Here is a 26,224-nt window from a genome sequence, read left to right on the forward strand (position 1 = left end):
ATCGCGGCTAGAAGAGGTTGGGCAGGTTGCTGCCCGCGGTCCACGCCGCCGCCGCGATCAGCGCCGTCAGCGTCAATACGGCGACGACCCAGAACAGCAGCGTGCGCCGAGCGCGCTGCCGGGCCAAATAGAACTCGTCGAGGTCGATGCCAGCGAACTGCGCCGACACCGGTTGGAATTCGGGTTCGGGGGCCGGCCAGTCGTCGCGCGGTAGCGTTCGGGTCTGCTGGCGCGGCGCCGGTGGAATCGCCGTCTGCGCCGTGGCGGTCTCCAGGGCCGCGGACGCATGCTGGGCGGAATTGCGGGGAGCCGGCACCCGGAACGGCGGCAACCCGAGTGCGTCGACGATCGCTTCCAGGTGTTCGGCCATCTCATCAGCGTCGGCGTAGCGGTGGGCGGGGTCGCGGGCGGTGGCCCGAGCCACCAGGTCGTCGAATTGTGCGGGGACGCCGGCGATCGTCGAGCTCGGGGCGGGCACGTCGTTGTCCATCCGCTGATAGGCCACCGCGAGCGCGGTGTCGCCGGCGAACGGGGTATGGCCGGTCAGCAGTTCGTAGGTCAAGATCCCGACCGCGTAGACGTCGCTGCGTGGGTCGGCGTCACCGGTGCTGACCTGTTCCGGCGACAGATACGCCGCGGTGCCCAGGATGACGCTGGTGGAGGTGATCTTCGCCTCGGCAACCGCGCGCACCAGCCCGAAGTCGGCGATCTTGACGTCGCCACCGTCGGAGATCAGCACGTTCTCGGGCTTGACGTCGCGGTGCACCAGGCCCGCCCGGTGCGCCGCCGCGAGTCCGCCGAGGACCGGCGCCAGCACCGCCGCGGCCGCATGCGGGGGCATCGGTCCGCGCTCGCGCAGCAGTTCGCGAAGCGTGCCGCCCTCCACGAGTTCCATCACCAGGAAGGGAGGATGGCCGCCTACACCTCCGCCGCCCTGGTCGTACACGGCGACCAGGCCGGGATCGGTCAACCGGGCGACCGCGCGTGCCTCACGCTGAAACCGCGTCAGAAACTGTGTGTCGCCCGCGTACCGCGCGTCCATCACCTTGAGCGCCACGGGCCGATCGAGGCGTAGGTCGAGCCCACGGTAGACCGCGGACATGCCCCCGGTGGCGATCAAGGTGTCGACGCGGTACCGACCGTCGAGCACGTCCCCGAGAAGCGGGTCCGTGTGCGGGTAGGCATCCACCGAAGACATGTTACGGAGGGCGATCTCGTCTATTTCGCGCCTCCGGCCGGGCGCGACCGGATTTAGACTCGGTGCCGTGAGCAGTATTCCGGCCGCGGAGGACGTCCTCGACCCGGCCGAGGACGTCTACGACCTGCCCACCGTCGCCGAGATGCTCGGCGTGGCGGTGACCAAGGTGCATCAGCAACTGCGCGACGGCCATCTGATCGGCGTGCGCCGACACGGCGCGGTGGTGGTCCCGAAGATCTTCTTCGACGCCACCGGCCACGTCGTCAAGGCGCTGCCCGGTCTACTGGTCGTGCTGCGCGACGGCGGTTACCACGACACCGAGATCGTGCGCTGGCTGTTCACCCCCGACGCATCGCTGACGATCAGGCGCGACGGCACCACCGACGCGTTGGCTAATGCCCGGCCGGTTGACGCTCTTCACTCGCATCAGGCCCGTGAGGTGGTGCGCCGGGCTCAGGCGATGGCCTATTGACGGCTCGCGGTGGCGCTTTGTACAGCGAATACCACGCCACCGCGGCGCACGCCACGGACAACAGCACATGCGCCCACGAATACATGCCGTGAGCCCCGTCGGGTTTCCAGATCACGGTGATCCACGTGGACAGGCCCGCGATCACCGCGATCGACCGACGGCTCTGAGCCAGTGCCGCCACCACCGCCAGCGGCCAGGTGTAGTACCAGGGCAGAGCCGCGGGGACCAACAGCACCACGATCAACATCACCACCGCGATACCGGTCAGCGCCTCCCGGTCGGTGTGCCGAAATCGCCACCACACGAACGGAAGTGACACCGCGATGACCACGATCCCGATGATCCTGGCGACGTCGAGCACGGCGTAGAAGTTCACCGGCAGGAACAATCCGCCGAAGACGTTGATGAGGTTCGCCGCGGCGGTCGGCAGCGTCAGCCAATTGATGATCTTCACCGATCCGGCCAGCGCGGTGAGCCAGCCCAGCCCCACCCCGGCCGCGAAGGACAGCACCGCGAACACCGCGGACAAGATCAGCGCCGATGCCACCGTCGCCACCACGAACGCCTTGACCGATGAGAAGCCGCGCCCGCTACGCAGATTGCGGGCCCACACCCACACCATGAACGGAAGCGCCAGCCCGGCAGTCGCTTTCACCGCGACCGCGACCGCGATCAGGCTCACACCCCACAGATGGCGGCCATTGAACGTCAACGCGATACCCGCCATCATCAGGCCCACCATCAGCATCTCGTTGTGCACGCCGCCCATCAGATGGATGATCACCAGCGGGTTGAGCACGCAGATCCACAGTGCGGTCGCGCCGTCGGCGCCGATATGGCGGGCGACGCGCGGCGCGGCCCAGATCAGCAGTGCCAGGCCGGGAAGCATGCACAGCCGCAGCAGCATCGTGCCCGCGACCACGTCGTCGCCGACCAGCATCGTGACGAACTTGGAGATGAGGATGAAGCCCGGGCCGTACGGCGCGGTGGTGGTGGTCCAGATCGGGCTGACGTTGTCCAGCAACGAGTTCGGGTTGTCGACAGGGCCGACGGCGTACGGGTCGAGCCCGTCGCGCAGCAGTGCGCCCTGCGCGAGGTAGGAATAGGTGTCGCGGCTGAACAGCGGGACGCTCAGCAGCAGCGGAGCCAGCCAGAAGGCGGTCGTCGCCACCATGGTGTATTCGGTCGCGGTGCGGTTGACCACCTCGCGGCCCAACCACAGCCACGCCGCGAGCATCAGCGCCACGCCGCCCCACAGCAGGATCGACGACAGCACCAAGCCGTGTCCGAACCGCAGCCACGACATGTGCAGCGATTCCAGCAGCGGGTCGTGCAGTCGGGTACTGCCCGCGCCCAGACCGCCGGCGGTGATCAGCACCGCGCCCACGAAACCGAGCCGGGCGGGTTGGGCCTGCGGCGACGTCGCGAACGAGGTCAGCCGTGAGAAGTGTTGGGTCACACTGCTTTTCGTCTGCCGCGGCGACGGTTGGGCGGTCATGCTCACGCGGTTCGATTCGCGGCCAGCCGGGCCAGCTCGGACAGTCCCGCCTTGGCGTGCGCGTCGATGTCGGCGGCGTCGAGGGTGTCGAGCGCCTGGCGGGTGAGCTCCTCGATGCGGCTCTCCACCGCGGCGAGCGCACCGACCGATTCGATCACCCCGCACAGCTCTGTGACCTGGGCCTCGGACAGGTCAGAGCCGATGGAGGTGCGCAGTAGCTTGGCGGCCACCGGGTCGGTCTTCTCGGCCAGCTCGACCGCCTCGGCCAGCAGCACGGTGCGCTTGCCCGCCCGCAGGTCGTCGCCGGAGGGCTTGCCGGTGACCGCGGGGTCGCCGAACACCCCGAGCACATCGTCGCGCAGCTGGAACGCCACGCCGAGGTCGGTGCCGAGATCGTGAAAGGCGTCTTGGACGTCCGGGCGGTCGGCGGCAGCAGCGACGCCGAGTTGCAGCGGCCGGGTGATCGTGTACGACGCGGTTTTGTAGATGTTGACCGTCAGAGCCGAGGCCACCGACTGCGCGCCGCTGGCCTCGGCGACGATGTCGAGGTACTGGCCGCCGAGCACTTCGGTGCGGATTGCGGCCCACACCCGTCGCACCCGCCGCGCCGCGTCGGCGGACAGCTCGGCCGTCGCGACGACGTCGTCGGCCCACACCAGCGCAAGGTCACCGAGCAGGATCGCCGCCGACATGCCGAACTGCTCGGCCGAGCCGTGCCAGCCGTGCGCGCGATGCCGCTCGGCGAACAGCCGGTGCACAGTCGGCAGACCGCGGCGCGTGGCCGACGCGTCGATGACGTCGTCATGCACCAGCGCGCACGCGTGCAGCAGTTCGAGCGCCGAGCACAACCGCAACACATCCGGGTCGAGCGGGTCCTCGGACCGATCGGCGACCGACCGCCAACCCCAGTACGCAAAGGCGGGCCGCAGCCGCTTGCCGCCGCGCAGCACGAATTCCTCCAGCGCCGCGGTCAGTTCGGCGTAATCATCGCCCATGTATGCGCATTCGCTGCGCCGGTCCTGCAGTAGACCGCGCAGCTGGTCGGTGACGGCGCCGGCCAACTCGACGGCTGACGGTGCCGCGGCATGCACGCTCAGCGGGCGCCCCTTTCTCTGTCTAATCGCGGGCGTCGCCCACCCGCGGCGATTGATCACGGCTCATGTAGGCCAACGCGCCGATGATGCCGGCCACCAGGAACGAGCCCAGGCCCAGCCAGATCGCCGCGCCGGTGAACGACCGGGCGCTCGGGTCCGTGTAGCGGGCTTGGGCGTTCATGGTGCTGACGACGCCGGGCCGCAACTTCCATTCGACGATCTCGGTCGAGACCTGGTCGCCGTTGGTCGAGGTGACCTCGCCGGGAAAGGACACCGTCAGCGACACGTCGGCCTCCGGGTCGTTGAGCGAGGTGAGGTCGGCGCGCCCCTCGAGGATCACCAGGTCGCCGGCGCGGCGCAGCGAGATGTCGACACCCGCGGCGTCGCGGTTCATGTTGGCCAACTGCGGCAGCTCGGCGAAGGTGAGGTCGGAGAACACCGCCTGGGAACCGACGTAGTCGTCGCGGCTGTACTCCGAGACCGCCACCTTGTTGGCGAACGGCAGGTTGTTCAGCAGCTGGGGGCCCTTGTCGTCGGCGTTCCGCGGTTTGGCCGCGGCGACGATCTGCCCGGACACCCGGTCGTCGGGGGACACCGTGATCGACGCCCGCACCCGAACGCAGCCGACGGCCGTCGGCAGCACGACGAGAGTCAGCATCACGAGCGCGAGCAACCGGGTTCTGTTGCTGCGATGGCGGGCCAGCACGAGGTCATCGTGCCAGATGCCGGATCACAGTGGCAGTGACCGGCCCAGGATCGCGAAAGCCCGCGGATCGCCTGCGAAGTGGTAGCCGCGGATGACGTCGGTGAACCCCAGCCTGCGGTACAAACGCCACGCCCGGTTCGCCTCGCCGTTGATCTCCGGCGTCGACAGCAACACGTAGGACTCCTCTCGGCCGGCGAGCAGCCTGCGGGCCAGCGCCTCACCGAGCCCACGGCCCTGAGCGCGCGGGTGGATGTGCAACTCGGTGAGTTCGAAGTAGCTCGTCATCAACTCTGCGATCTGCGCCCGGTCCGCTCCCACGCGCTGCAGCCCGGCCACGACCTGCTGTTGCCACCACTGATCCGGTGCCCCGCAGTAGCCGTAGGCGACGCCGAGAATGGCGGCGCTGCACGGATCGGCGTCAAGGCCCTCGACGGCGGCGACGGCCTTCCATCCCGGCCTGCGGGTGTGCTCGAGCCACATCGACGCCCGCTGGTCCTCGGTGCCGCGTGGATAGCGCATCGCATCGACGTAGACAGCGAGCGCGTCACCGAGCCGGCGTTGCATATCGCTCGGCGACAGATCGATCAGAAATGTCGCCAACTGTGCCTGCCTCTCCGCGTGCCTTGCGGTGTCGTCCACACCATTATCGAGCGCAGCCGCCCGCGCTCTCCAAACGGCGGTGTCACGTCATACAATCGGGCGTCGAACTAGGTGGTACGGCTCAGATCGACCTCGTATCATGACTGTTAGGTGCCCGGAAGGCGGGCGCCGACGAGTTTGGACTTCGAGACGGCCGGCAGTCGGCCCAGGGTTTCCGAGGGAGGGACGAATGCCACTCTCCGATCATGAGCAGCGCATGCTCGACCAGATCGAGAGCGCGCTCTATGCCGAGGACCCGAAGTTCGCTTCGAGTGTTCGCGGCGGCACCCTGCGCGCTCCCTCGACCCGACGCCGACTGCAAGGCGCCGCGCTGTTCGTGATCGGCCTCGCGATGCTGGTGTCGGGTGTCGCGTTCCCGGCCACCCAGATCAGTGGCTTCCCGGTGCTCTCGGTCCTCGGCTTCATCGTGATGTTCGGCGGTGTCGTGTATGCGATCACCGGCCCGCGTGTACCCGGTGGCCGCGACCGCTCGGCTCCCGAGCCCGGCGCCCCGCGCCAGAAGCGCAGCAAGGGTTCGGGCGGATCGTTCGCCAGTCGTATGGAAGACCGGTTCCGCCGCCGCTTCGACGAGTAGTCACCCGCCGACGCAGGGGCAGCCCGTAAGGGGCTGCCCCTTTTTTCGTGGGCGGGCGGGCCATCACGCCCCACTGTTCCCCACCACTGCGCCGCGCGGCGTCTAGCAGCGATTTTCCCTGCCCAGCGCGACGGCCGCCCGGCCGCGAGGGATCTAGTTACTTCTGCCGTTTGGGGCCGGAGTGGGGCCACCGACAGAATTGCCCGCTCTAAATGGTGGAGAGTGGGGGATTGTGGGGTAAAGTGGCAGACACCGGAGCGACCGGGACTCCGGGCGGCAGGGAGGTCGGCGAGATGTTTCTCGGCACCTACACGCCGAAACTCGACGACAAAGGGCGGCTCACGCTGCCCGCCAAGTTCCGCGACGCGCTGGCAGGAGGGTTGATGGTCACCAAGAGTCAAGATCACAGCCTCGCCGTGTACCCGCGCGCCGAGTTCGAGAAGCTGGCACGACGGGCGTCGCAAGCATCGCGAAGCAATCCCGAAGCGCGCGCTTTCCTGCGGAACCTGGCCGCCGCCACCGATGAACAGCACCCGGATGCGCAAGGCCGGATCACCTTGTCGGCCGATCACCGTCGCTACGCGAACCTGTCGAAGGACTGCGTGGTGATCGGATCGGTCGATTACCTGGAGATCTGGGATTCGACAGCATGGCAGGAGTACCAGCAGACCCACGAAGAGAACTTCTCCGCGGCCACCGATGAAGCTCTGCACGACATCATCTGATCCGGCGGTCGACCGGCACAGCGGCCGACATCTGGCCCGTGCATCGCGGTCTCTGCCCGAACCGGCCCTGGCGTACTTCCCCAACGCCAGGTCCGCGCTCTCGGACAGGGACCCCGATGCAGGGGCGTGGAACGGAGGGAAGGCCATGGAACGGCGCAGCGGAGACCACGGACACGTCCCGGTCCTGCTGGACCGCTGCGTCGAACTCCTCAAACCCGCGCTGACGCGGGACAGCTCATCCGGTGAGGGAGCGCTGCTCGTCGACGCAACCCTCGGCGCGGGCGGACACGCCGAGAGGTTCCTGACCGAACTGCCCGGGCTGCGACTGATCGGCCTCGACCGCGACCCCGACGCGCTGTGGATCGCGGGGGAGCGGTTGTCGCGGTTCGCGTACCGGGTGACGTTGGTGCGCACCCGCTACGACGGCATCGCCACGGCCCTCGGCGAAACCGCCTGGGGGGCAGGCAAAGCCGACGGTGTGCTGTTCGACCTCGGCGTGTCGTCGATGCAGCTGGACCGCACCGAGCGCGGGTTCTCCTACGCGGCGGACGCGCCGCTGGACATGCGGATGGATCCCGACGCGGAGCTGACGGCCGCGGACGTCGTCAATACCTACGACCAGAAGTCGCTGACCCGGCTGTTGCGTGAGTTCGGCGAGGAGCGCTTCGCCGGCCGGATCGCCGCTGCGCTGGTCCGCCGTCGCGCCCGCCAGCCCTTCCGTACCACCGGCGAGCTGGTCGAGCTGCTCTATCAGGCGATTCCGGCGCCCGCGCGGCGCACCGGCGGCCACCCGGCGAAGCGCACGTTTCAGGCGCTGCGCATCGCGGTCAACGGCGAGTTGGACTCGTTGCGCGCCGCGTTGCCCGCGGCGCTGGGCGCGCTCACCCCGGGAGGCCGCATCGTCGTGATGGCCTACCAGTCGTTGGAGGACCGCATCGTGAAATCGGCCTTCACGGCCGCCACGGCGTCCAGGACACCCCCCGGCCTTCCCGTCGAGCTGCCGGGTCACGGCCCGGAGTTCGTCGCACTGACTCGCGGCGCCGAGCGCGCAGCTCCCGAGGAGATCGAACGAAACCCGCGTAGCGCGCCCGTGCGGCTACGAGCACTGGAGAAGGTGGGGGCCGCCAGGTGAAGGTTAAGCAGACCAAGCAGACCAAGCAGACCAAGCAGGTCAGGCGAGGTGCACCGGTGCGCGGCAGCGACGAGCGTCGGCGCCCCACCCGGGGTGCCCAGCGTCGCTCGGGGGATGCGCAGGCGCGACGCAAGCCCACTCGTGAGCAGCGACCGCTACGCTCCGGACCGCAGACCAATCCCATTCCGCGTCCGTCCGATGCGCCGGGCCGGCCGAAGAACGCCAGCCAGGCCAAGGCGCGGGCCAAGGCTCGAAAAGCCAAAGCCCCGAAGGTCGTTCGGCCGCCGCTGCGCGAGCGCATCATCGTCAAGCTGGCCTCGATAGAGCTGAATCCGCGTGCTCTGATGTCAAGGGTGCCGTTCGTGGTGCTCGTGATCGGCTCGCTCGGATTCGGCCTCGGGACCACACTGTGGTTGTCCACCGACGCGGCGGAGCGGTCCTACCGGCTGGGCAACGCCCGCGAGACGAATCAGGCTCTGCTGCAACAGAAGGAAGCGCTGGAGCGTGATGTGCTCGAGGCGCAGGCCGCGCCCGCGTTGGCCGAAGCCGCCCGCGAGCTCGGGATGATCCCGTCCCGCGACACCGCTCACCTGGTGCAGGACCCCGCCGGCAACTGGGTAGTGGTCGGAACTCCCAAGCCGGCCGAAGGGGTTCCGCCGCCGCCGCTCAACACGCCACTGCCCGAAGAGACTCCGCCGCCGGCGCCGCGGCCGCCCGCGCCGCGTGTCGTCGAGCCTCGTGAGCTGACCGTCCGCATGCCGTCCCGCGAGGAACCGCAGCTGGGCGCACAGGCGCCGACGGCGGTGCTTCCGGGACAGCCGCCGACGGCAGTGCTTCCGGGACAGCCGCCGACGGCAGTGCCGCCGGCCGCGGCGGCACCGCACGCGCTTCCGGGGCAGCCGCCGCTGCCGGGCCCCGCCCTCGCGATGCCGCCTACCGCGCCGATCGTCCCACCCGGCGATCACATGCAGGCCGCTCCGCTCGGCGCGCCGCACGTTCCCACCCAGCAGCCGCTGCCGGGCCCGGTACCGGGTGCCGAGCAGTTCAGCCCCGCCGTCCCGGCTCCGGCAGGCGCTGGAGCATGAGCCGCGGCGAGCGCCGGCGCCGCGATGGCGGTGCGCCGGACACCCGCCGCAAGTCCGTCGCCGTCTCGCAGGAACGGTCGGCAAAATCCCGCCGGACCCGCGCGCCGATGGCCGGAACCGGCTTGCGCAGTGCGTCTTTCGTGTTCCGGCACCGGGTCGGCAACGCCGTCATCTTCCTGGTGCTGATCGTCGCGGCCGGTCAGCTTTTCAACCTTCAGGTGCCTCGCGCGGAGGGGCTGCGCGCCGAGGCCGCGGGCCAGCTCAAGGTCGTCGACGTCGAGAAGGCTGTGCGCGGTTCGATCGTCGACCGCAACAACGACAAGCTCGCCTTCACGATCGAGGCGCGCGCCCTGACCTTTCAGCCGGTCAAGGTCCGCAAGCAGTTGGAGGAGGCCAGGGCGAAATCCACCGAGGCGCCCGAACCGAACCGCAGGCTGCGTGAGATCGCCGCCGAGGTGGCGTCGCGGCTGAACAACAAGCCCGACGCCGCCACCGTGCTCAAGAAGCTCAAGAGCAGTGAGACGTTCGTCTACCTCGCGCGTGCGGTCGACCCGGCGATCGCCGACGCGATCACCACCAAGTTCCCCGAGGTGGGCTCGGAGCGCCAGGATCTGCGCCAGTATCCGGGCGGCTCGTTGGCCGCCAACATCGTGGGCGGTATCGACTGGGACGGACACGGCCTGCTCGGCCTCGAGGACTCGCTCGACGCCGTGCTGGCGGGCACCGACGGGTCGATCACCTATGACCGCGGGTCCGACGGCGTCGTCATCCCGGGCAGTTACCGCAACCGCCACGACGCGGTCGACGGTTCCACGGTGATGCTGACCATCGACGACGACATCCAGTTCTACGTTCAGCAGCAGGTGCAGCAGGCCAAGAACCTGTCCGGCGCCAAGAACGTCTCGGCCGTCGTGCTGGACGCGAAAAGCGGTGAGGTGCTGGCGATGGCGAACGACAACACGTTCGACCCGAGTCAGGACATCGGCCGTCAGGAGGACCGCGAACTGGGCAACCCGTCGGTGTCGTCTCCGTACGAGCCCGGCTCGGTCAACAAGATCGTCACCGCCGCCTCGGTCATCGAGTACGGGTTGTCGCATCCCGACGAGGTGCTGCAGGTGCCGGGGTCGATCCACATGGGTGGCGTCACCGTCGGCGACGCGTGGGAGCACGGCACGATGCCCTACACCACCACCGGGATCTTCGGTAAGTCCTCCAACGTGGGCACGCTGATGCTGGCCCAGCGTCTCGGTCCCGAGCGCTTCTTCGAGATGCTGCGCAAGTTCGGTCTCGGGCAGCGCACTCGGGTCGGACTGCCGGGGGAGAGCGCGGGTCTGGTCCCGCCGATCGACCAGTGGTCGGGTAGCACGTTCGCCAACCTGCCCATCGGACAGGGCCTTTCGATGACGCTGCTGCAGATGACGGGCATGTATCAGGCGATCGCCAACGACGGTGTGCGCGTCCCGCCCCGCATCGTCAAGGCCACCATCGCTCCCGACGGCACCCGCACCGACGAACCGCGGCCCGAGGGTGTGCGGGTGGTGTCGCCCAAGACCGCGCAGACAGTGCGGCAGATGCTGCGGGCGACGGTGCAACGCGACCCCACGGGCGAACAGCAGGGGACCGGCTGGCAGGCCGGCGTCGAGGGGTATCAGATCTCCGGGAAAACCGGCACGGCACAGCAGATCAACCCGGCGTGCGGGTGCTACTACGACGACGTCTACTGGATCACCTTCGCCGGCATCGCCACCACCGACGATCCTCGCTACGTGGTCGGCATCATGATGGACAACCCGCAGCGCACCGCCGACGGCCAGCCTGGAACGACGGCAGCGCCGCTGTTCCACAACATCACGTCCTGGCTGCTGCAGCGCGAGAACGTGCCGCTCTCGCCGGACCCAGGTCCACGGCTGACGCTGCAGGCCACCTGAGGGCGGCGCCGACGGCCTCCGACATGCGGCGGGCGCCCAGAGTGCCGGGTCGGTAGGGTGTCTTGGCCATGAACCTGCGACCCAGCCATCCCGCCGGTCCGGCGCTCGGGCCACTGGCCGAGCAGGTCCAGGCGGTGCCCGCCGGGGGCGGACCTGTGCCGCAGATCAGCATCACCGGAGTCACGTTGCGCAGCGGCGACGTCGAACCCGGCGACCTGTTCGCGGCGCTGCCCGGCGCGTCGTCGCACGGCGGGCGGCATGCGAGTGAGGCCGTCGCGCGCGGCGCGACCGCGGTCCTGACCGATCCGGACGGGCTGGTGCTGGTGGGAACCGAGGTGGACGTGCCCGTCCTCATCCACCCGTCCCCGCGGTCGGTGCTCGGCGAGTTGGCTGCCGCGGTGTACGGACGACCGTCCGAGCGGCTGCGTGTCATCGGGGTCACGGGGACTTCCGGCAAGACCACCACCACATATCTGGTGGAGGCCGGGCTGCGGTCGGCGGAGCGGGTGGCGGGGCTGATCGGCACCGTCGGCGTCCGAATCGACGGACGCGATCAGGCCAGTGCCCTCACCACGCCCGAAGCGCCTGATCTGCAAGCGTTGCTCGCGGTGATGGTCGAGCAGGGGGTCGACACCGTCGTGATGGAGGTGTCGAGCCACGCACTGTCGCTGGGCCGCGTCGACGGTGTGCGGTTCGCGGTCGGAGGGTTCACCAACCTGTCGCGCGACCACCTCGACTTCCACCCGACGATGCGCGACTACTTCGAAGCCAAGGCGCGGCTGTTCGATCCCGAATCCCGCAATTGCGCAGACGTTTCCGTGCTGTGCGTGGACGACGACGCAGGCCGCGAGATGGCCAGGCTGGCGCGCGACCCGGTCACCGTCAGTGCGACCGGACGCGACGCCGACTGGCGTGTCGACGACATCCGCACCGTCGACCGCAACGCGCAGGAGTTCTTCGCGGTCGACCCCGCCGGTGTGCATCACGGGCTGCGGATCGGGCTGCCGGGTCGCTACAACGTGGCCAACTGCCTACTCGCGGCCGCGCTGCTCGACGCGGTCGGGGTCTCGCCCGAACAGGCCGCGCCCGGATTGCGCACCGCGACCGTGCCGGGCCGGATGGAAGCCGTCGAGCGCGGACAGGACTTCCTGGCGCTGGTCGACTACGCGCACAAGCCCGGAGCGCTGCAGGCGGTGCTGGAGACACTGCGGGCGCAGACCGAAGGCCGGCTGGCGGTGGTGTTCGGTGCGGGCGGCAACCGCGATCAAGGTAAGCGGGAGCCGATGGGACGCGTCGCCGCCGAGTTGGCCGACCTGGTGGTCGTCACCGACGACAATCCTCGCGACGAGGATCCCGCCGCGATCCGCGCGGCGATCGTCGCGGGAGCATCGACCGGGTCCACGAAGGTCGTCGAGATCGGGGACCGCCGCGCGGCGATCGCTCACGCGGTGGCGTGGGCGCGGGCCGGGGACGTCGTGTTGATCGCGGGGAAGGGCCACGAGGCCGGCCAGACCAGCGCCGGGGTGACCCGCCCATTCGACGACCGCCAGGAGCTGGCGGACGCCCTCGAGGCAGCGGGTCACCGGCCATGATCGACCTCACGATCGCCCAGATCGCCGAGATCGTCGGCGGCCGGCTCGCCGACGTCTCCGCCGAGGACGCTTCATCCACCCGGATCACGGGCAGCGTCGAGTTCGACTCGCGGGCCGTCACGCCCGGCGGCCTCTTTCTCGCGCTGCCCGGGGCCCGTTCGGACGGACACGACTTCGCTGCCGCGGCCGTGGCGTCCGGCGCCGCCGCAGTGCTCGCCGCGCGGCCGGTCGGGGTGCCCGCGATCGTCGTCGATCCGACCCCCGAGACATCCGACCGTGGCGCAGGCGTGCTGGAGCACGACTCTGACGGCTCCGGCGCAGCGGTGCTGGCAGCGTTGGCGAAGCTGGCGGCCGCGGTCGCCGCGGAACTCGTCGAGAGCGGGCTCACGATCATCGGCATCACCGGATCGTCCGGCAAGACCTCGACCAAGGATCTGGTGGCCGCGGTGCTGGCACCGCTGGGCGAGGTGATCGCGCCACCGGGCTCCTTCAACAACGAACTCGGTCACCCCTGGACGGTGCTGCGCGCGACGCGCTCCACCGAATTCCTGGTGCTGGAGATGTCGGCTCGCCACCGCGGCAACATCGCGGCGCTGGCCGCCATCGCCACGCCGTCCATCGCGGTGGTGTTGAACGTGGGCACCGCGCACCTCGGCGAGTTTGGTTCCCGCGAAGCGATTGCGGCGACGAAAGCCGAACTGCCACAAGCTGTTCCGGCGTCCGGGGCGGTAGTGCTCAATGTCGACGACAGCGCGGTGGCCGCGATGGCCGCGCAGACCGAGGCGCGGGTGGTCCGGGTGTCCCGGGAGCCCGGCGGTCGGGACGCCGACGTCTGGGCCGAGGCGGTCACGCTCGACGAGCTGGCCCGACCGCGGTTCAGCCTGCACGCCGGGACCCGAGATGTCGAGGTCGCGCTTTCCGTGCACGGCGATCACCAGGTCTCCAACGCCCTGTGTGCGGCGGCCGTCGCGTTGGAGTGCGGCGCCACTCTCGAGCAGGTCGCGGCCGCGCTCGCCACCGCCGGGCCGGTGTCCAAGCACCGCATGCAGGTCACCACCCGCAGCGACGGGGTCACGGTCATCAACGACGCGTACAACGCCAACCCCGACTCGATGCGCGCGGGCCTCAAGGCGCTGGCGTCGATGGCGCGCGTGGGCCCACACCCGGAGGGTAGGGGAGGCGGGGGACGACGCCGCAGCTGGGCGGTGCTGGGCGAGATGGCCGAACTCGGCGACGACGCGATATCCGAGCATGACCGCATCGGCCGACTGGCCGTGCGATTAGATGTGTCACGACTTGTCGTCGTCGGAACCGGGAGGGCTATGAGCGCCATGCACCACGGCGCAGTGATGGAGGGATCGTGGGGGGCTGAGGCCACCATGGTCGCCGACGCCGACGAGGCGCTGGCACTCCTGCGCGCCGAACTGCAACCGTCAGACGTGGTGCTGGTGAAGGCCTCCAACGCGGCCGGGCTGGGCGCGTTGGCCGACGCTTTGCTTGATCTTGGGGCCGCCGAGACCGGGGACCCGCACGCATGAGGCAGATCCTCATCGCCGTCGGCATCGCGCTGACGGTCTCGATCCTGCTCACCCCGTTGCTGATCCGGCTGTTCACCCGGCAGGGCTTCGGCCACGAGATCCGCGAGGACGGGCCGCCGACCCACCACAAGAAGCGCGGCACACCGTCGATGGGCGGGGTCGCGATCGTCGCGGGCATCTGGGCCAGCTACCTGGGCACGCACCTGGTGGGCGTCGTGATGGACGGCCGGGGCCCGTCCGCGTCGGGGTTGCTGGTGCTGTTCCTGGCAACCGCGCTCGGCGTCGTCGGCTTCGTCGACGACCTGATCAAGATCCGGCGCTCGCGCAACCTCGGCCTCAACAAGACCGCGAAGACGCTCGGGATCCTGGCCGCCGCGATGCTGTTCGGCGTGCTGGCCCTGCAGTTCCGCAACGCCGACGGGTTGACCCCCGGCAGCGCCGAACTGTCCTATGTGCGTGAGATCGCCACCGTCACGTTGCCGCCCGCGCTGTTCGTTCTGTTCTGCGTCGTCGTGGTCAGCGCCTGGTCGAACGCAGTGAACTTCACCGACGGTCTGGACGGCCTCGCCGCGGGCGCGATGGCGATGGTGTGCGCGGCCTACGTGCTGATCACCTTCTGGCAGTTTCGCAACGCCTGCGCGACCAGCCCCGGGCTGGGCTGCTACAACGTGCGCGACCCGCTGGACCTGGCCATCATCGCGGCCGCGACCGCGGGGGCGTGCATCGGTTTCCTGTGGTGGAACGCCGCGCCGGCCAAGATCTTCATGGGCGACACCGGATCGCTGGCGCTGGGCGGCATCATCGCCGGGCTGTCGGTAGCGAGCCGCACCGAGATGCTGGCCGTCGTGCTCGGCGCGCTGTTCGTCGCCGAGGTGGTGTCGGTCGTCGTGCAGATCATGGCGTTTCGCACCACCGGCCGCCGGGTGTTCCGGATGGCGCCGTTCCACCACCACTTCGAGCTGGTCGGGTGGGCGGAGACCACGGTGATCATCCGGTTCTGGCTGCTCACCGCGATCGCCTGCGGGCTTGGTGTCGCGCTGTTCTACAGCGAGTGGCTGACCACCGTCGGTGCCTGAGATGGTCCGGATCGAGCCGCTGGTACCCGGTGCCCGTGTGCTGGTCACCGGCGCCGGGCTCACCGGCCGCTCGGTGAGCGCCGTGCTGGAGCCGACCGGCGTTCGTCTGACGATCTGCGACGACGACCCGCTTGCGTTGCAGCGGCTGATCACGCCCGCGACGGTCGTCACGACCGCCGAGGCTGAGGCGAACATCGGCGACTACGCGTTGGTCGTCACCAGCCCGGGTTTCGCGCCGACCACGCCGGTTCTGGTCGCGGCGGCGGCCGCCGGCGTGCCGGTCTGGGGTGACGTGGAGCTGGCCTGGCGGCTGGACCGGGCCGGCTGGTTCGGACCGCCGCGGCGCTGGCTGGTGGTCACGGGGACCAACGGCAAGACGACGACCACGTCGATGTTGCACGCCATGCTGATCGCGGCGGGGCGCCGCGCGGTGCTGTGCGGCAACATCGGCAACCCGGTGCTCGACGTGCTGGCCGAGCCTTCCGACCTGCTCGCGGTCGAGTTGTCCAGTTTCCAGCTGCACTGGGCGCCGTCGCTGCGGCCGGACGCGGGGGTGGTGCTCAACGTCGCCGAGGACCACCTCGACTGGCACGGCTCGATGGCGGCTTACGCACGCGACAAGGCCCGCGTGCTGGACGGGCGCGTCGCGGTGGTCGGCCTCGACGACCCGGTCGCCGCGGGCCTGCTCGACACCGCCGCCGCCGCGACCCGCGTCGGCTTCCGCCTCGGCGAACCGGGCGCCGGTGAACTCGGTGTGGTGGGCGGCACGCTCGTCGACAACGCGTTCGGTGATCGGGTCGCGCTCGCCGAAGCGGCGTCCATTCCGGTGGCCGGACCGGTCGGGGTGCTCGACGCGCTGGCCGCGGCCGCCCTCGCCCGCGCGGTCGACGTGGCGCCGGGCGCCATCGCCGACGCGTTGGCCGGCTTTGAGGTCGGCAGGCACCGCGCCCAGGTGGTCGGGACGGTCGACGGGGTCACCTATGTCGACGACTCCAAGGCGACCAACCCGCACGCCGCCCGGGCCTCGATCGCCGCCTACCCCCGAGTGGTGTGGGTCGCCGGCGGCCTGCTCAAGGGCGCATCGGTCGACGAGCTGCTCGCATCCATGGGGAATCGGCTGGTCGGAGCGGTGCTGATCGGTCGGGACCGGGCGTCGATCGCCGAGGCGTTATCGCGACACGCCCCGGATGTCCCCGTCATCGAGGTTGTGACGGGGGAGGATTTTGGGGTGCAAGGGACAATTGGGTCGGAAGTTAGTCCTGTTACCAATGTGATCACGCTCGCGGGCGCCTCCTCCGGGAGCGAGATCATGGCCGCGGTCGTCGGCGCGGCCCGGGACCTCGCCCGCCCGGGCGACACCGTGTTGTTGGCCCCCGCCGGCGCCTCCTTCGACCAGTTCAGCGGCTACAGCCACCGCGGCGACGCGTTCGCCGACGCCGTGCGCGCCCTGTCCGGATAGCGGGCGATGAGCGCGATCCTGACCCGGCTGCGGCTTCGCAGGGCGGGCGCCGAGGACAAGCCGGCGGAGCCGGTGCCCGAAACGGCCGGGCCCCGAACCCGTTTCGGGGCGTGGCTCGGCCGGCCGATGACGTCGTTCCACCTGATCATCGCGGTTGCCGCCCTGCTGACCACTCTCGGGCTGACGATGGTGCTGTCGGCATCCGGGGTGTACTCCTACGACCAGGACGGCTCGCCCTGGGTCGTGTTCGCCAAGCAGGTGCTGTGGACGGTCGTCGGGCTGTTCGCGTTCTACCTCGCGCTGCGCGTCCCCATCCAATTGATGCGCAGCCTCGCCTTCTCCGGCTTCGCGATCACGATCGTGCTGCTGATCCTGGTGCTGATCCCGGGAATCGGCACGGTGGCCAACGGTTCTCGGGGCTGGTTCGTGGTCGCGGGACTGTCGATGCAGCCCTCGGAGCTGGCCAAGATCGCATTCGCCATCTGGGGCGCGCATCTGCTGGCCGCCCGCCGCATGGAACAGGCCTCGCTCAAGGAGATGCTGATCCCGCTGGTGCCGGCCGCGTTCGTCGCGCTGGCGCTCATCGTCGCGCAGCCCGACCTCGGACAAACCGTGTCGCTGGGCATCATCCTGTTGGGCCTGCTGTGGTACGCGGGGCTGCCGCTGCGGGTGTTCGTGTCCTCACTGTTCATGGTCGTGGTGTCGGCCGCCGTACTCGCCATGGCCGAGGGCTATCGGTCGGCGCGGGTGCAGTCCTGGCTGAACCCCGCGGCCGACACGCAGGGGTCGGGGTATCAGGCCCGTCAGGCACGGTTCGCGCTGGCCAACGGCGGGGTGTTCGGGGACGGTCTGGGCCAGGGCGCGGCCAAGTGGAACTACCTGCCCAACGCGCACAACGACTTCATCTTCGCCATCATCGGCGAGGAGCTGGGCTTCATCGGCGCGGCGGGGCTGTTGTGTCTGTTCGGCCTGTTCGCCTACACCGGTATGCGCATCGCCCGGCGCTCTGCCGACCCGTTCCTGCGCCTGCTGACCGCCACCGCGACGTTGTGGATCATGGGCCAGGTATTCATCAACGTCGGCTACGTGGTCGGGTTGCTGCCGGTCACCGGGCTGCAGCTGCCGCTGATCTCTGCGGGCGGAACATCAACGGCGACAACGCTTCTGATGATCGGCATCATGGCGAACGCGGCGCGGCACGAACCCGAGGCGGTGGCGGCTCTGCGCGCCGGCCGCGACGATCGCGTCAACAACCTGCTGCGGTTGCCGCTGCCCGCACCCTATGTGCCGTCGCGCACCGAGGCGCTGCGCGACCGGCTCAACAGGCGCGGCGCCGAGCGGTCCGGCAAACCGGGCAAGGGCAAACGCGCCCGGCCTGCCAAGCCCGCGGCCAAGCAGGCCCCCAAGCCCGCGCGCAAGCAGGCCGCCGGCGACCGTCGCAAACGTCAGACGGCCGGCGGGCCGGTACGGGCCGCAAGGCATCATGGAGGCGGCCGTTCGGACAGAAGCCGGCGGCGCGCACTGGAAGGTCAGCGTTACGGGTGAACGACACGGTCTCCGTGGTACTCGCGGGCGGCGGCACCGCGGGGCACGTCGAACCGGCGATGGCGGTGGCCGACGCCCTGGCCGCGCTCAGCCCGACTGTGCGGATCACGGCGCTGGGCACGCCCCGCGGCCTGGAGACCCGGCTGGTGCCTCAACGCGGTTACCACCTCGAACTCATCCAGCCGGTGCCTTTGCCGCGCAAACTCTCCGGTGATCTCGTCCGCCTGCCCGTGCGGCTGCGACGGGCCGTTCGGCAGACCCGGGCGGTGCTCGACGAGGTCCAGGCCGACGTCATCGTCGGATTCGGAGGCTATGTCGCGGTGCCGGCATATCTGGCCTCGCACAGCCTGCGACGACGCCGGCGGGTGCCGGTGGTGGTGCACGAGGCGAACGCCAGCGCCGGCTGGGCCAACCGGGTCGGGGCCCGATCGGCGCGGCGGATCCTCTCGGCGGTGCCCGACCCCGGGTTGGGCGATGTCGAGGTGGTCGGCGTGCCGGTGCGCGCGGCGATCACCTCGCTGGACCGGATGGCATTGCGGGCCGAGGCCCGCGCCCACTTCGGATTCGCCCCGGATGCCCGCGTGCTGTTGGTGTTCGGCGGATCGCAGGGTGCCCAGTCCCTCAACGGTGCAGTGTCGGCCGCGGCCAAAGACCTTGCCGCTGCTGGAATTTCGGTATTGCACGCCCACGGCCCCAAGAACACCCTCGTCCTGCGCGAGCCCGCCGACGGCGACCCGCCCTATGTCGCGGTGCCGTATCTGGACCGGATGGATCTGGCGTACGCCGCAGCGGACCTGGCGATCTGCCGATCCGGCGCGATGACGGTCGCCGAACTGACCGCGGTCGGGCTGCCCGCGGTGTACGTGCCGCTGCCGATCGGCAACGGCGAGCAACGGCTCAACGCACTGCCCGTGGTCGAAGCCGGCGGCGGGCTGATCGTCGAGGACGCCGACCTGTCGCCGGGCGTCGTCGCCGACACCGTCGTGAACCTGCTCACCGACCCCGGCCGGATGCAGACGATGACCGCGGCCGCCGCGCTGGCCGGTCACCGCGACGCGGCCAGGCGGGTCGCCGAGATCGCTCTCGAGGTCGCGCGCGGCCCCGGACGAAAGAGCCTGCGATGAAAGCGAAGTCGCTGCCGGACGAGCTGCAGCGGGTGCACATGGTCGGCATCGGCGGCGCGGGCATGTCGGGTATCGCTCGCATCCTGCTGGACCGCGGCGGGCTGGTGTCGGGCTCCGACGCCAAGGAGTCCCGCGCGGTGGCCGCGCTGCGGGCCCGCGGCGCGGCGATCCGGATCGGGCACGATGCGTCCTCGCTGGACCTGCTGCCCGGTGGGCCGACCGCGGTTGTCACCACCCACGCCGCGATCCCGAAGACCAATCCCGAACTGGTCGAGGCGCGGCGGCGCGGTATCCCGGTGATCCTGCGGCCGGTGGTGCTGGCCAAGCTGATGGCGGGATACACCACCTTGATGGTGACCGGCACGCACGGCAAGACCACAACCACGTCGATGCTCATCGTGGCCTTGCAGCACAGCGGTTTCGACCCGTCCTTCGCCGTCGGCGGGGACCTCGGCGAGGCCGGCACCAACGCACACAACGGCAGCGGCGACTGCTTCGTCGCCGAGGCCGACGAAAGCGACGGCTCACTGCTGGAGTACACCCCCGACGTCGCGGTGGTGACGAACATCGAGGCCGACCATCTCGACTTCTTCGGCAGCGCCGAGGCCTACGGCGCGGTGTTCGACGACTTCGTCGAACGCCTCAAACCCGGTGGCGCACTGGTTGTCTGCACCGACGACCCGGGTGCCGCGGCGCTCGCGGAGCGCACCGCGGAATTGGGTATCCGCGTGCTGCGGTACGGCAGCGACCCGGTCCTGCCCCTGCAGGGCACGCTGCTGAGCTGGGAGCAGCACGACACCGGTGCGGTGGCCCACATCCGGCTCGCCGGCGAACCGCAACCGCGGGTGATGCGCCTTTCGGTGCCGGGACGGCATATGGCGCTCAACGCGATCGCGGCGGTGCTGGCGGCGATCGAGGTGGGCGCACCGGTCGACGCCGTGCTCGACGGGCTGGCCGGCTTCGAAGGGGTGCGCCGCCGGTTCGAGTTGGTCGGAACGGCCGGCGGTGTCCGCGTCTTTGACGACTACGCGCACCATCCGACCGAGGTTCGGGCCACGCTGAGCGCGGTGCGCACAGTGACCGAACAGTCCGGCGGCCGGTCCATCGTGGTGTTCCAGCCGCACTTGTATTCGCGCACACAGACTTTCGCGCGTGACTTCGGGCAGGCGCTCGACGGCGCCGACGAAGTGTTCGTGCTCGACGTGTACGCGGCCCGCGAACAACCGATCGCCGGCGTCAGCGGCGCCAGCGTCGCCGAACACGTCGGCGTGCCCGTGACGTACGTGCCGGACCTGTCCGCGGTGCCGGCGCGCGTGGCCGAGGCCGCCGCGTCGGGCGACGTCGTGGTCACCATGGGCGCCGGTGATGTGACCATTCTCGGCGCCGAAATCCTTGCCGCGCTGCGGGTCAAGGCAAACCGCGGCACCCCGGGGTCGCGATGACCGAGCCGACCGACAGCGGCCCGACCGAGCAGGCGGACGCGCCCGAGACACCGGCGGCCCCTGCGGCGGCTCCGGATTTCGAGGGGCCGCGGCGGCGGGCACGCCGCGAGCGGGAAGAGCGCCGCGCCGCGCAGGCCCGCGCCACCGCGATCGAGCAGGCCCGCAGGGAGGCAAAGCGGCGCGCGCTCGGCAAGCCCGCCGAGAACACCCGCAAGCTCGGCCGCGGCACGGTCCGAGGCTTGAAGGTGCTGATGTGGTCCGCGCTGGTCAGCGTGATCGTCGTCGGACTGGGGCTGCTGCTGTACTTCACGCCGGTCATGGCCGTGCGCAACACCGTGGTCACCGGGTTGGGCGCGGTGACGCGGGAGGAGGTCGTCGCCGCCGCGGCTGTCGCGCCGGGCACGCCGCTTCTGCAGGTGAACACCGACAACGTCGCCGAACGGGTGGCGACGATCCGGCGGGTCGCCAGCGCGCGCGTCCAACGCCAGTATCCGTCGACCCTGCGGATCACCGTCGAGGAGCGAGTGCCGGTGGTGGTCAAGGACTATCCCGACGGACCGCACCTGTTCGACCGCGACGGCGTGGACTTCGCGATCGGTCCGCCGCCGCCGGGGGTGCCGTATCTCGACACCGATCACCCCGGCCCCAACGACGGGCCGACGAAGGCGGCGCTGCAGGTGATGACGTCGCTGCGTCCGGAGGTCGCCGCCCAGGTCGCGCGAATCGCGGCGCCGTCGGTCGCGGCCATCACCTTGCAGCTCGTCGACGGCAGACAGGTGATCTGGGGCACCACCGATCGCACCGAAGAGAAGGCATTGAAACTCGGGGCGCTGCTCACCCAGCCCGGACAGACCTACGACGTGTCGAGCCCGGACCTGCCGACGGTGAAGTAGCCGCACACGCGAGGGGAAAAATCTGCGACACGTCGGCGCGCCTGCATGGCAACCGCTCGACCTCGCCCTACCGTTCTGGTTGCGCGGAAACAACTTGACATAACTATAACCCTCTGGTTGAGGTTTAGGGTTTGCCAAGCGGTCGGCGTGTCGACAGCCAACCCGGGAGGAAGGGATCGCAATGACCCCCCCACACAACTACCTCGCCGTCATCAAGGTGGTCGGCATCGGTGGCGGCGGCGTCAACGCCGTCAACCGGATGATCGAGCAAGGCCTCAAGGGCGTGGAGTTCATCGCCATCAACACCGACGCGCAGGCGTTGTTGATGAGCGACGCCGACGTGAAGCTCGACGTCGGTCGCGACTCCACCCGTGGCCTCGGCGCCGGCGCCGACCCCGAAGTCGGGCGCAAAGCCGCCGAGGACGCCAAGGACGACATCGAGGAGCTTCTGCGCGGCGCCGACATGGTGTTCGTCACCGCGGGCGAGGGCGGCGGCACCGGCACGGGCGGCGCACCCGTGGTGGCAACGATCGCGCGAAAACTGGGCGCATTGACCGTCGGTGTGGTGACGCGGCCGTTCTCGTTCGAGGGCAAACGGCGCAGCAACCAGGCCGAGAACGGCATTCAGGCGCTGCGGGAGAGTTGCGACACCCTGATCGTCATCCCCAACGATCGACTGCTGCAGATGGGCGACGCCGCGGTGTCGCTGATGGACGCCTTCCGCAGCGCCGACGAAGTGCTGCTCAACGGCGTGCAGGGCATCACCGACCTGATCACCACGCCGGGCCTGATCAACGTCGACTTCGCCGACGTCAAGGGCGTGATGAGCGGGGCGGGCACCGCGCTCATGGGCATCGGTTCGGCCCGCGGCGACGGCCGCGCGCTCAAGGCCGCCGAGATCGCGATCAACTCGCCGCTGCTGGAGGCGTCGATGGAGGGCGCGCAGGGCGTGCTGCTCTCGGTAGCCGGCGGCAGTGATCTCGGTCTGTTCGAGATCAACGAGGCCGCATCGCTCGTCCAGGACGCCGCCCATCCAGATGCCAACATCATCTTCGGCACCGTCATCGACGACTCGCTGGGCGACGAGGTCCGCGTGACCGTGATCGCCGCAGGGTTCGACTCCACCGGCCCAGGGCGCAAACCGGTGGTCAGTCCCGCCGAGGGGCAGGGCATCACGCCCGGCAAGGCCGGCAAGGTGACCACGTCGCTGTTCGACCCTGCCGATCCGGCGAGCGTGCCGGTGCACACCAACGGCGCGACGGTCAGCATCGGCGGAGACGACGGCGGCATCGCCGACGACGACGTCGACGTGCCACCGTTCATGCGCCACTAGCCATACTGGCGACCGTGACGGTTCGGATACGGCGCGTGACCACCACACGCGCCGGCGGCTTCTCCGCGCCGCCCTTCGACACCTTCAACCTCGGCGACCACGTGGGCGACGACCCGGCTGCCGTCGCCGCCAACCGCAAGCGGTTGAGCGCGGCGGTCGGATTGGGGGACCACGGAATCGTCTGGATGAATCAGGTGCACGGCGATCACGTCGCTGTGGTGGACCATGCGCCGGACGTGCCGGTCGACAATACTGACGCATTGGTTACGACCCGACCGCGTTTGGCATTGGCGGTGGTTACCGCCGATTGCGTTCCCGTTTTATTGGGCGACGCGCGGGCAGGAGTGGTGGCTGCCGTGCACGCCGGACGGGTCGGCGCACAGAAAGGCGTCGTGGCGCGCACGGTCGAGACGATGATCGCGCTGGGTGCGCGGGCCGAGGACATCTCGGCTCTACTGGGCCCCGCGGTCAGCGGCCGCAACTACGAGGTTCCGGAGGCGATGGCCGCGGAGGTGGAGACCACCCTGCCCGGCAGCCGCACGACGACCGCGAAGAATACGCCCGGACTCGATCTGCGAGCCGGAATCTCCCGGCAACTAACCACTTTGGGTGTCGCCGCCATCGACGTCGACCCGCGTTGCACGGTCGAGGACCGCGACCTGTTCAGCCACCGGCGCGACGCGCCGACCGGGCGGCTTGCATCGCTGGTGTGGATGGAGTGACGGACGCCTTGCCTACGCCGCGCGAACTCGAGTTGGCCGAATCGCTGGCCGCCGTCCGCGCCCGAATCGCCGCCGCCGCCGGCGCCGCCGGACGCGATATCGACGAAATTGAATTACTACCGGTGACCAAATTCTTTCCGGCAACCGATGTCATTATTTTGCGCCGTTTGGGATGCGAAGCTTTTGGCGAGTCACGCGAACAGGAAGCGTCGAATAAAGTCAAAGAAATCGCTTCGATGGCGAATGTCGCGGCCATTCGCTGGCACATGGTCGGACGGATTCAACGCAACAAAGCGCGGTCCATCGCGGGCTGGGCGTATGCGGCGCACTCCGTCGACAGCCACCGATTGACAGCCACCCTGAACCGCGCGGCCGCCGACGCGCTCGAGGACGGCCGCCGCGCCGAACCGCTGCGCGTCTTCATCCAGGTGAGCCTTGATGGCGACGAGAGCCGGGGCGGCGTCGACGTCAACAGGCCCGAGCAAGTCGACGAACTGTGCGCGGCCGCGCACGCGGCGCCTGCGTTGGAGTTCGTCGGCCTGATGGCGATGCCGCCCCTCGGTGCCGACCCCGACGCCGCGTTCGCGCGTCTGCAGGCCGAACATCAGCGGGTGCAGGCGGCCTACCAGCAACGTCTGCAGTTGTCGGCGGGCATGTCCGACGACCTCGAGGCGGCGGTCAAACACGGCTCGACGTGTGTGCGTGTCGGTACCGCGTTATTGGGACAACGTCCTCTACCGTCACCAGAAGTAGTCACTCCAGTCACACATTCATCACAGACACCAGAGTCCAGGGCATGAGAAGGGTCGAGCGATGAGCACACTTCACAAGGTCAAGGCCTACTTCGGTATGGCCCCGATGGATGACTACGACGACGAGTACTACGAGGACGACGACCGCGGCGCCTCCCGTGGATATTCGCGCCGTAGCCGCGACGACCGCTTCGACGAGGAGGGCTACGGCCCGGGCCTCCGGGGCTACGACGACCGCGAGTACGACGACGCGCCGGCCGGCTACCGGGGCGGTTACGACGACCGGTTCGAGCCGAGGCTGCGACCCCGCGAATTCGACCGTCCCGCACCACGATTCGCGCCGATGCGCGGTGCGACCCGCGGCGCGCTGGCGATGGACCCCCGCCGGATGGCCGAGTTGTTCGAGGCGGGCAGCCCGCTGTCCAAGATCACCACGCTGCGGCCCAAGGACTACAGCGAGGCGCGCACGATCGGCGAGCGGTTCCGCGACGGCACCCCGGTGATCATGGACCTGGTGTCGATGGACAACGCCGACGCCAAGCGCCTGGTCGACTTCGCCGCCGGCCTTGCGTTCGCGCTGAGGGGTTCGTTCGACAAGGTCGCCACCAAGGTCTTCCTGTTGTCACCCGCGGACATCGACGTCAGCGCCGAGGAGCGGCGCCGCATCGCCGAGGCGGGCTTCTACGCCTATCAGTAGGCACTCCGGAACGGACAGGTAGGCTGGCGTCGCACCTCGGGCGTGACCAGCCGCGAGGGCTGTATCTGATGTCACACCCCTGCCCGTAGCGAGGTCGGCTCCGTTGTCGCTCTTCTTCGAAATCCTGGGCTTCGCCCTGTTCGTGTTCTGGCTGCTGTTGATCGCCCGGGTCGTGGTGGAGTTCATCCGGTCGTTCTCCCGCGACTGGCATCCCAAGGGCGCGACGGTGGTGATCCTGGAGATCATCATGACGGTGACGGACCCGCCGGTGAAACTGCTGCGACGCCTCATTCCGCAGCTCACGATAGGTGCGGTGCGGTTCGACCTGTCGATCATGGTCTTGCTGCTGGTCGCCTTCATCGGCATGCAACTGGCGTTCGGCGCGGCCGCCTGAGCCCCGGCCGCGCCGCGCGGTGATCGGGGCCCGCTGCGAGTTGCGGACACGATTTGCCGGGGCCGAAATTGAGCCGCGAAATCGTCCCCGAACGTCCGACGATGTTTGAAATTGGTTCTTAATTTCATCCACTTCTGCAACGGCCGCGGCTGGTGTGACAGGATGGACGCCAGTTACGTTCCACCCAAGCTCTACACTTTGAGACCGGTTGACTGTCCAGACTTCAAGGGGGCGACAATGCCGCTCACACCCGCCGACGTTCACAATGTCGCGTTCAGCAAGCCACCCATTGGCAAGCGCGGCTACAACGAGGATGAGGTCGACGCGTTCCTCGACTTGGTGGAGAACGAGCTGACGCGGCTCATCGAGGAGAACGCCGACCTCCGTCAGCGCGTCGCCGAGCTGGACCAGGAGCTGGCCTCCGCCGGCTCCGGTGGCACCGGCCAGTCGACGCAGGCCATGCCGGTCTACGAGCAGCCACCCCCCCGGCCCACCCCCCCCCCCCCCGCCGCCGCCCGCCGGGGGCCCCCCCCCCCCCGGACCCGCGGGGCGGGCGGGGGAGGCCGGGCAAGGTTCTGCGAAGGC

The 26,224-nt window shown here is 69.7% G+C and carries 25 protein-coding genes; 20 read left to right on the top strand and 5 right to left on the bottom strand.

Annotated elements, in window-relative coordinates; translation table 11 throughout:
- Positions 1 to 7 precede the first annotated feature (7 nt).
- Positions 8 to 1,198 (bottom strand): protein kinase domain-containing protein, encoded by a 1,191-nt coding sequence (locus AU185_RS08390; protein WP_059098919.1) that lies wholly within the window; start codon positions 1,196 to 1,198, stop codon positions 8 to 10.
- Positions 1,199 to 1,265: 67 nt separating this feature from the next.
- On the opposite strand from AU185_RS08390, the gene AU185_RS08395 reads away from it, so the two are divergent.
- Complete coding sequence (locus AU185_RS08395; protein ID WP_059098920.1) at positions 1,266 to 1,670, top strand: Rv2175c family DNA-binding protein; 405 nt, start codon at positions 1,266 to 1,268, stop codon at positions 1,668 to 1,670.
- Here AU185_RS08395 and AU185_RS08400 read toward each other — a convergent pair.
- The 4 genes from AU185_RS08400 to AU185_RS08415 form a co-directional block, all read right to left on the bottom strand.
- On the bottom strand, positions 1,591 to 3,168 hold the full coding sequence (locus tag AU185_RS08400) for an alpha-(1->6)-mannopyranosyltransferase A (protein ID WP_059098921.1): 1,578 nt from the start codon (positions 3,166 to 3,168) through the stop codon (positions 1,591 to 1,593). The two genes, AU185_RS08395 and AU185_RS08400, sit on opposite strands and share 80 nt — an antisense overlap.
- Positions 3,169 to 3,170: 2 nt before the next feature.
- Positions 3,171 to 4,259: a bifunctional (2E,6E)-farnesyl/geranyl diphosphate synthase gene (idsA2, locus tag AU185_RS08405; protein WP_059098922.1), complete on the bottom strand. Its 1,089-nt coding sequence runs from the start codon at positions 4,257 to 4,259 to the stop codon at positions 3,171 to 3,173.
- Positions 4,260 to 4,284: 25 nt separating this feature from the next.
- Positions 4,285 to 4,920 (bottom strand): LppM family (lipo)protein, encoded by a 636-nt coding sequence (locus tag AU185_RS08410; RefSeq protein WP_059098955.1) that lies wholly within the window; start codon positions 4,918 to 4,920, stop codon positions 4,285 to 4,287.
- A 72-nt stretch (positions 4,921 to 4,992) separates the two neighbouring features.
- Positions 4,993 to 5,568: a GNAT family N-acetyltransferase gene (locus AU185_RS08415; RefSeq protein WP_059098956.1), complete on the bottom strand. Its 576-nt coding sequence runs from the start codon at positions 5,566 to 5,568 to the stop codon at positions 4,993 to 4,995.
- 229 nt (positions 5,569 to 5,797) lie between these two features.
- Here AU185_RS08415 and AU185_RS08420 point away from each other — a divergent pair, with 229 nt between their 5' ends.
- The 19 genes from AU185_RS08420 to AU185_RS08510 all read left to right on the top strand — a co-directional run.
- Positions 5,798 to 6,202: an SCO2097 family morphological protein gene (locus AU185_RS08420; protein ID WP_059098923.1), complete on the top strand. Its 405-nt coding sequence runs from the start codon at positions 5,798 to 5,800 to the stop codon at positions 6,200 to 6,202.
- 293 nt (positions 6,203 to 6,495) lie between these two features.
- A complete protein-coding gene (gene mraZ / locus AU185_RS08425; RefSeq protein WP_059098924.1) occupies positions 6,496 to 6,927 on the top strand; it encodes a division/cell wall cluster transcriptional repressor MraZ in 432 nt (143 codons plus the stop codon).
- Between the two features lie 145 nt (positions 6,928 to 7,072).
- Positions 7,073 to 8,059, top strand: coding sequence for a 16S rRNA (cytosine(1402)-N(4))-methyltransferase RsmH (gene rsmH, locus AU185_RS08430; protein WP_059098925.1), 987 nt, complete (start codon positions 7,073 to 7,075; stop codon positions 8,057 to 8,059).
- Positions 8,056 to 9,144, top strand: a complete 1,089-nt coding sequence (gene ftsL, locus AU185_RS08435) for a cell division protein FtsL (protein ID WP_082683797.1) — start codon at positions 8,056 to 8,058, stop codon at positions 9,142 to 9,144. Before rsmH ends, ftsL begins: the two co-directional genes overlap by 4 nt.
- A complete protein-coding gene (locus tag AU185_RS08440; RefSeq protein WP_059098926.1) occupies positions 9,141 to 11,072 on the top strand; it encodes a peptidoglycan D,D-transpeptidase FtsI family protein in 1,932 nt (643 codons plus the stop codon). Before ftsL ends, AU185_RS08440 begins: the two co-directional genes overlap by 4 nt.
- A gap of 68 nt (positions 11,073 to 11,140) precedes the next feature.
- Positions 11,141 to 12,664 (top strand): UDP-N-acetylmuramoyl-L-alanyl-D-glutamate--2,6-diaminopimelate ligase, encoded by a 1,524-nt coding sequence (locus AU185_RS08445; RefSeq protein ID WP_059098927.1) that lies wholly within the window; start codon positions 11,141 to 11,143, stop codon positions 12,662 to 12,664.
- A complete protein-coding gene (locus tag AU185_RS08450; RefSeq protein ID WP_059098928.1) occupies positions 12,661 to 14,202 on the top strand; it encodes a UDP-N-acetylmuramoyl-tripeptide--D-alanyl-D-alanine ligase in 1,542 nt (513 codons plus the stop codon). Before AU185_RS08445 ends, AU185_RS08450 begins: the two co-directional genes overlap by 4 nt.
- Positions 14,199 to 15,278 (top strand): phospho-N-acetylmuramoyl-pentapeptide-transferase, encoded by a 1,080-nt coding sequence (gene mraY / locus AU185_RS08455; protein WP_059098929.1) that lies wholly within the window; start codon positions 14,199 to 14,201, stop codon positions 15,276 to 15,278. Before AU185_RS08450 ends, mraY begins: the two co-directional genes overlap by 4 nt.
- Complete coding sequence (gene murD, locus AU185_RS08460; RefSeq protein ID WP_172800308.1) at positions 15,271 to 16,737, top strand: UDP-N-acetylmuramoyl-L-alanine--D-glutamate ligase; 1,467 nt, start codon at positions 15,271 to 15,273, stop codon at positions 16,735 to 16,737. Before mraY ends, murD begins: the two co-directional genes overlap by 8 nt.
- 15 nt (positions 16,738 to 16,752) lie before the next feature.
- The gene (ftsW, locus tag AU185_RS08465; protein ID WP_172800377.1) at positions 16,753 to 18,282 is read left to right on the top strand and encodes a putative lipid II flippase FtsW; all 1,530 of its coding nucleotides are present in this window, start codon (positions 16,753 to 16,755) and stop codon (positions 18,280 to 18,282) included.
- Complete coding sequence (murG, locus tag AU185_RS08470) at positions 18,279 to 19,406, top strand: undecaprenyldiphospho-muramoylpentapeptide beta-N-acetylglucosaminyltransferase (RefSeq protein WP_059098932.1); 1,128 nt, start codon at positions 18,279 to 18,281, stop codon at positions 19,404 to 19,406. The genes ftsW and murG overlap by 4 nt, the downstream gene beginning before the upstream one ends.
- Entirely contained in the window at positions 19,403 to 20,848 is a 1,446-nt protein-coding gene (gene murC / locus AU185_RS08475) for a UDP-N-acetylmuramate--L-alanine ligase (RefSeq protein ID WP_059098933.1), read from the top strand. The genes murG and murC overlap by 4 nt, the downstream gene beginning before the upstream one ends.
- Positions 20,845 to 21,741, top strand: coding sequence for a cell division protein FtsQ/DivIB (locus AU185_RS08480; protein ID WP_059098934.1), 897 nt, complete (start codon positions 20,845 to 20,847; stop codon positions 21,739 to 21,741). The genes murC and AU185_RS08480 overlap by 4 nt, the downstream gene beginning before the upstream one ends.
- 181 nt (positions 21,742 to 21,922) lie before the next feature.
- A complete protein-coding gene (gene ftsZ, locus AU185_RS08485) occupies positions 21,923 to 23,074 on the top strand; it encodes a cell division protein FtsZ (protein ID WP_059098935.1) in 1,152 nt (383 codons plus the stop codon).
- A gap of 14 nt (positions 23,075 to 23,088) precedes the next feature.
- Entirely contained in the window at positions 23,089 to 23,796 is a 708-nt protein-coding gene (pgeF, locus tag AU185_RS08490) for a peptidoglycan editing factor PgeF (RefSeq protein ID WP_059098936.1), read from the top strand.
- Positions 23,784 to 24,596, top strand: a complete 813-nt coding sequence (locus AU185_RS08495) for a YggS family pyridoxal phosphate-dependent enzyme (RefSeq protein ID WP_502687775.1) — start codon at positions 23,784 to 23,786, stop codon at positions 24,594 to 24,596. Before pgeF ends, AU185_RS08495 begins: the two co-directional genes overlap by 13 nt.
- 13 nt (positions 24,597 to 24,609) lie before the next feature.
- The gene (locus tag AU185_RS08500; RefSeq protein ID WP_059098938.1) at positions 24,610 to 25,245 is read left to right on the top strand and encodes a cell division protein SepF; all 636 of its coding nucleotides are present in this window, start codon (positions 24,610 to 24,612) and stop codon (positions 25,243 to 25,245) included.
- Between the two features lie 103 nt (positions 25,246 to 25,348).
- Complete coding sequence (locus AU185_RS08505) at positions 25,349 to 25,639, top strand: YggT family protein (RefSeq protein WP_059098939.1); 291 nt, start codon at positions 25,349 to 25,351, stop codon at positions 25,637 to 25,639.
- A 237-nt stretch (positions 25,640 to 25,876) separates the two neighbouring features.
- Positions 25,877 to 26,224 (top strand): DivIVA domain-containing protein (locus AU185_RS08510; protein WP_286143023.1); only part of this gene is annotated, 348 nt, incomplete at its 3' end.

This window comes from Mycobacterium sp. GA-0227b (assembly GCF_001499855.1).
Classification (GTDB): domain Bacteria; phylum Actinomycetota; class Actinomycetes; order Mycobacteriales; family Mycobacteriaceae; genus Mycobacterium.

Bases quoted from the DNA above. Each gene is read 5' to 3' on its own strand.
- AU185_RS08390 (WP_059098919.1), bottom strand. From the start codon at position 1,198: ATGTCTTCGGTGGATGCCTACCCGCACACGGACCCGCTTCTCGGGGAC.
- AU185_RS08400 (WP_059098921.1), bottom strand. From the start codon at position 3,168: ATGACCGCCCAACCGTCGCCGCGGCAGACGAAAAGCAGTGTGACCCAA.
- AU185_RS08410 (WP_059098955.1), bottom strand. From the start codon at position 4,920: ATGCTGACTCTCGTCGTGCTGCCGACGGCCGTCGGCTGCGTTCGGGTG.
- AU185_RS08420 (WP_059098923.1), top strand. From the start codon at position 5,798: ATGCCACTCTCCGATCATGAGCAGCGCATGCTCGACCAGATCGAGAGC.
- mraZ (WP_059098924.1), top strand. From the start codon at position 6,496: ATGTTTCTCGGCACCTACACGCCGAAACTCGACGACAAAGGGCGGCTC.
- rsmH (WP_059098925.1), top strand. From the start codon at position 7,073: ATGGAACGGCGCAGCGGAGACCACGGACACGTCCCGGTCCTGCTGGAC.
- AU185_RS08440 (WP_059098926.1), top strand. From the start codon at position 9,141: ATGAGCCGCGGCGAGCGCCGGCGCCGCGATGGCGGTGCGCCGGACACC.
- AU185_RS08445 (WP_059098927.1), top strand. From the start codon at position 11,141: ATGAACCTGCGACCCAGCCATCCCGCCGGTCCGGCGCTCGGGCCACTG.
- AU185_RS08450 (WP_059098928.1), top strand. From the start codon at position 12,661: ATGATCGACCTCACGATCGCCCAGATCGCCGAGATCGTCGGCGGCCGG.
- mraY (WP_059098929.1), top strand. From the start codon at position 14,199: ATGAGGCAGATCCTCATCGCCGTCGGCATCGCGCTGACGGTCTCGATC.
- murC (WP_059098933.1), top strand. From the start codon at position 19,403: ATGAAAGCGAAGTCGCTGCCGGACGAGCTGCAGCGGGTGCACATGGTC.
- AU185_RS08480 (WP_059098934.1), top strand. From the start codon at position 20,845: ATGACCGAGCCGACCGACAGCGGCCCGACCGAGCAGGCGGACGCGCCC.
- ftsZ (WP_059098935.1), top strand. From the start codon at position 21,923: ATGACCCCCCCACACAACTACCTCGCCGTCATCAAGGTGGTCGGCATC.
- AU185_RS08500 (WP_059098938.1), top strand. From the start codon at position 24,610: ATGAGCACACTTCACAAGGTCAAGGCCTACTTCGGTATGGCCCCGATG.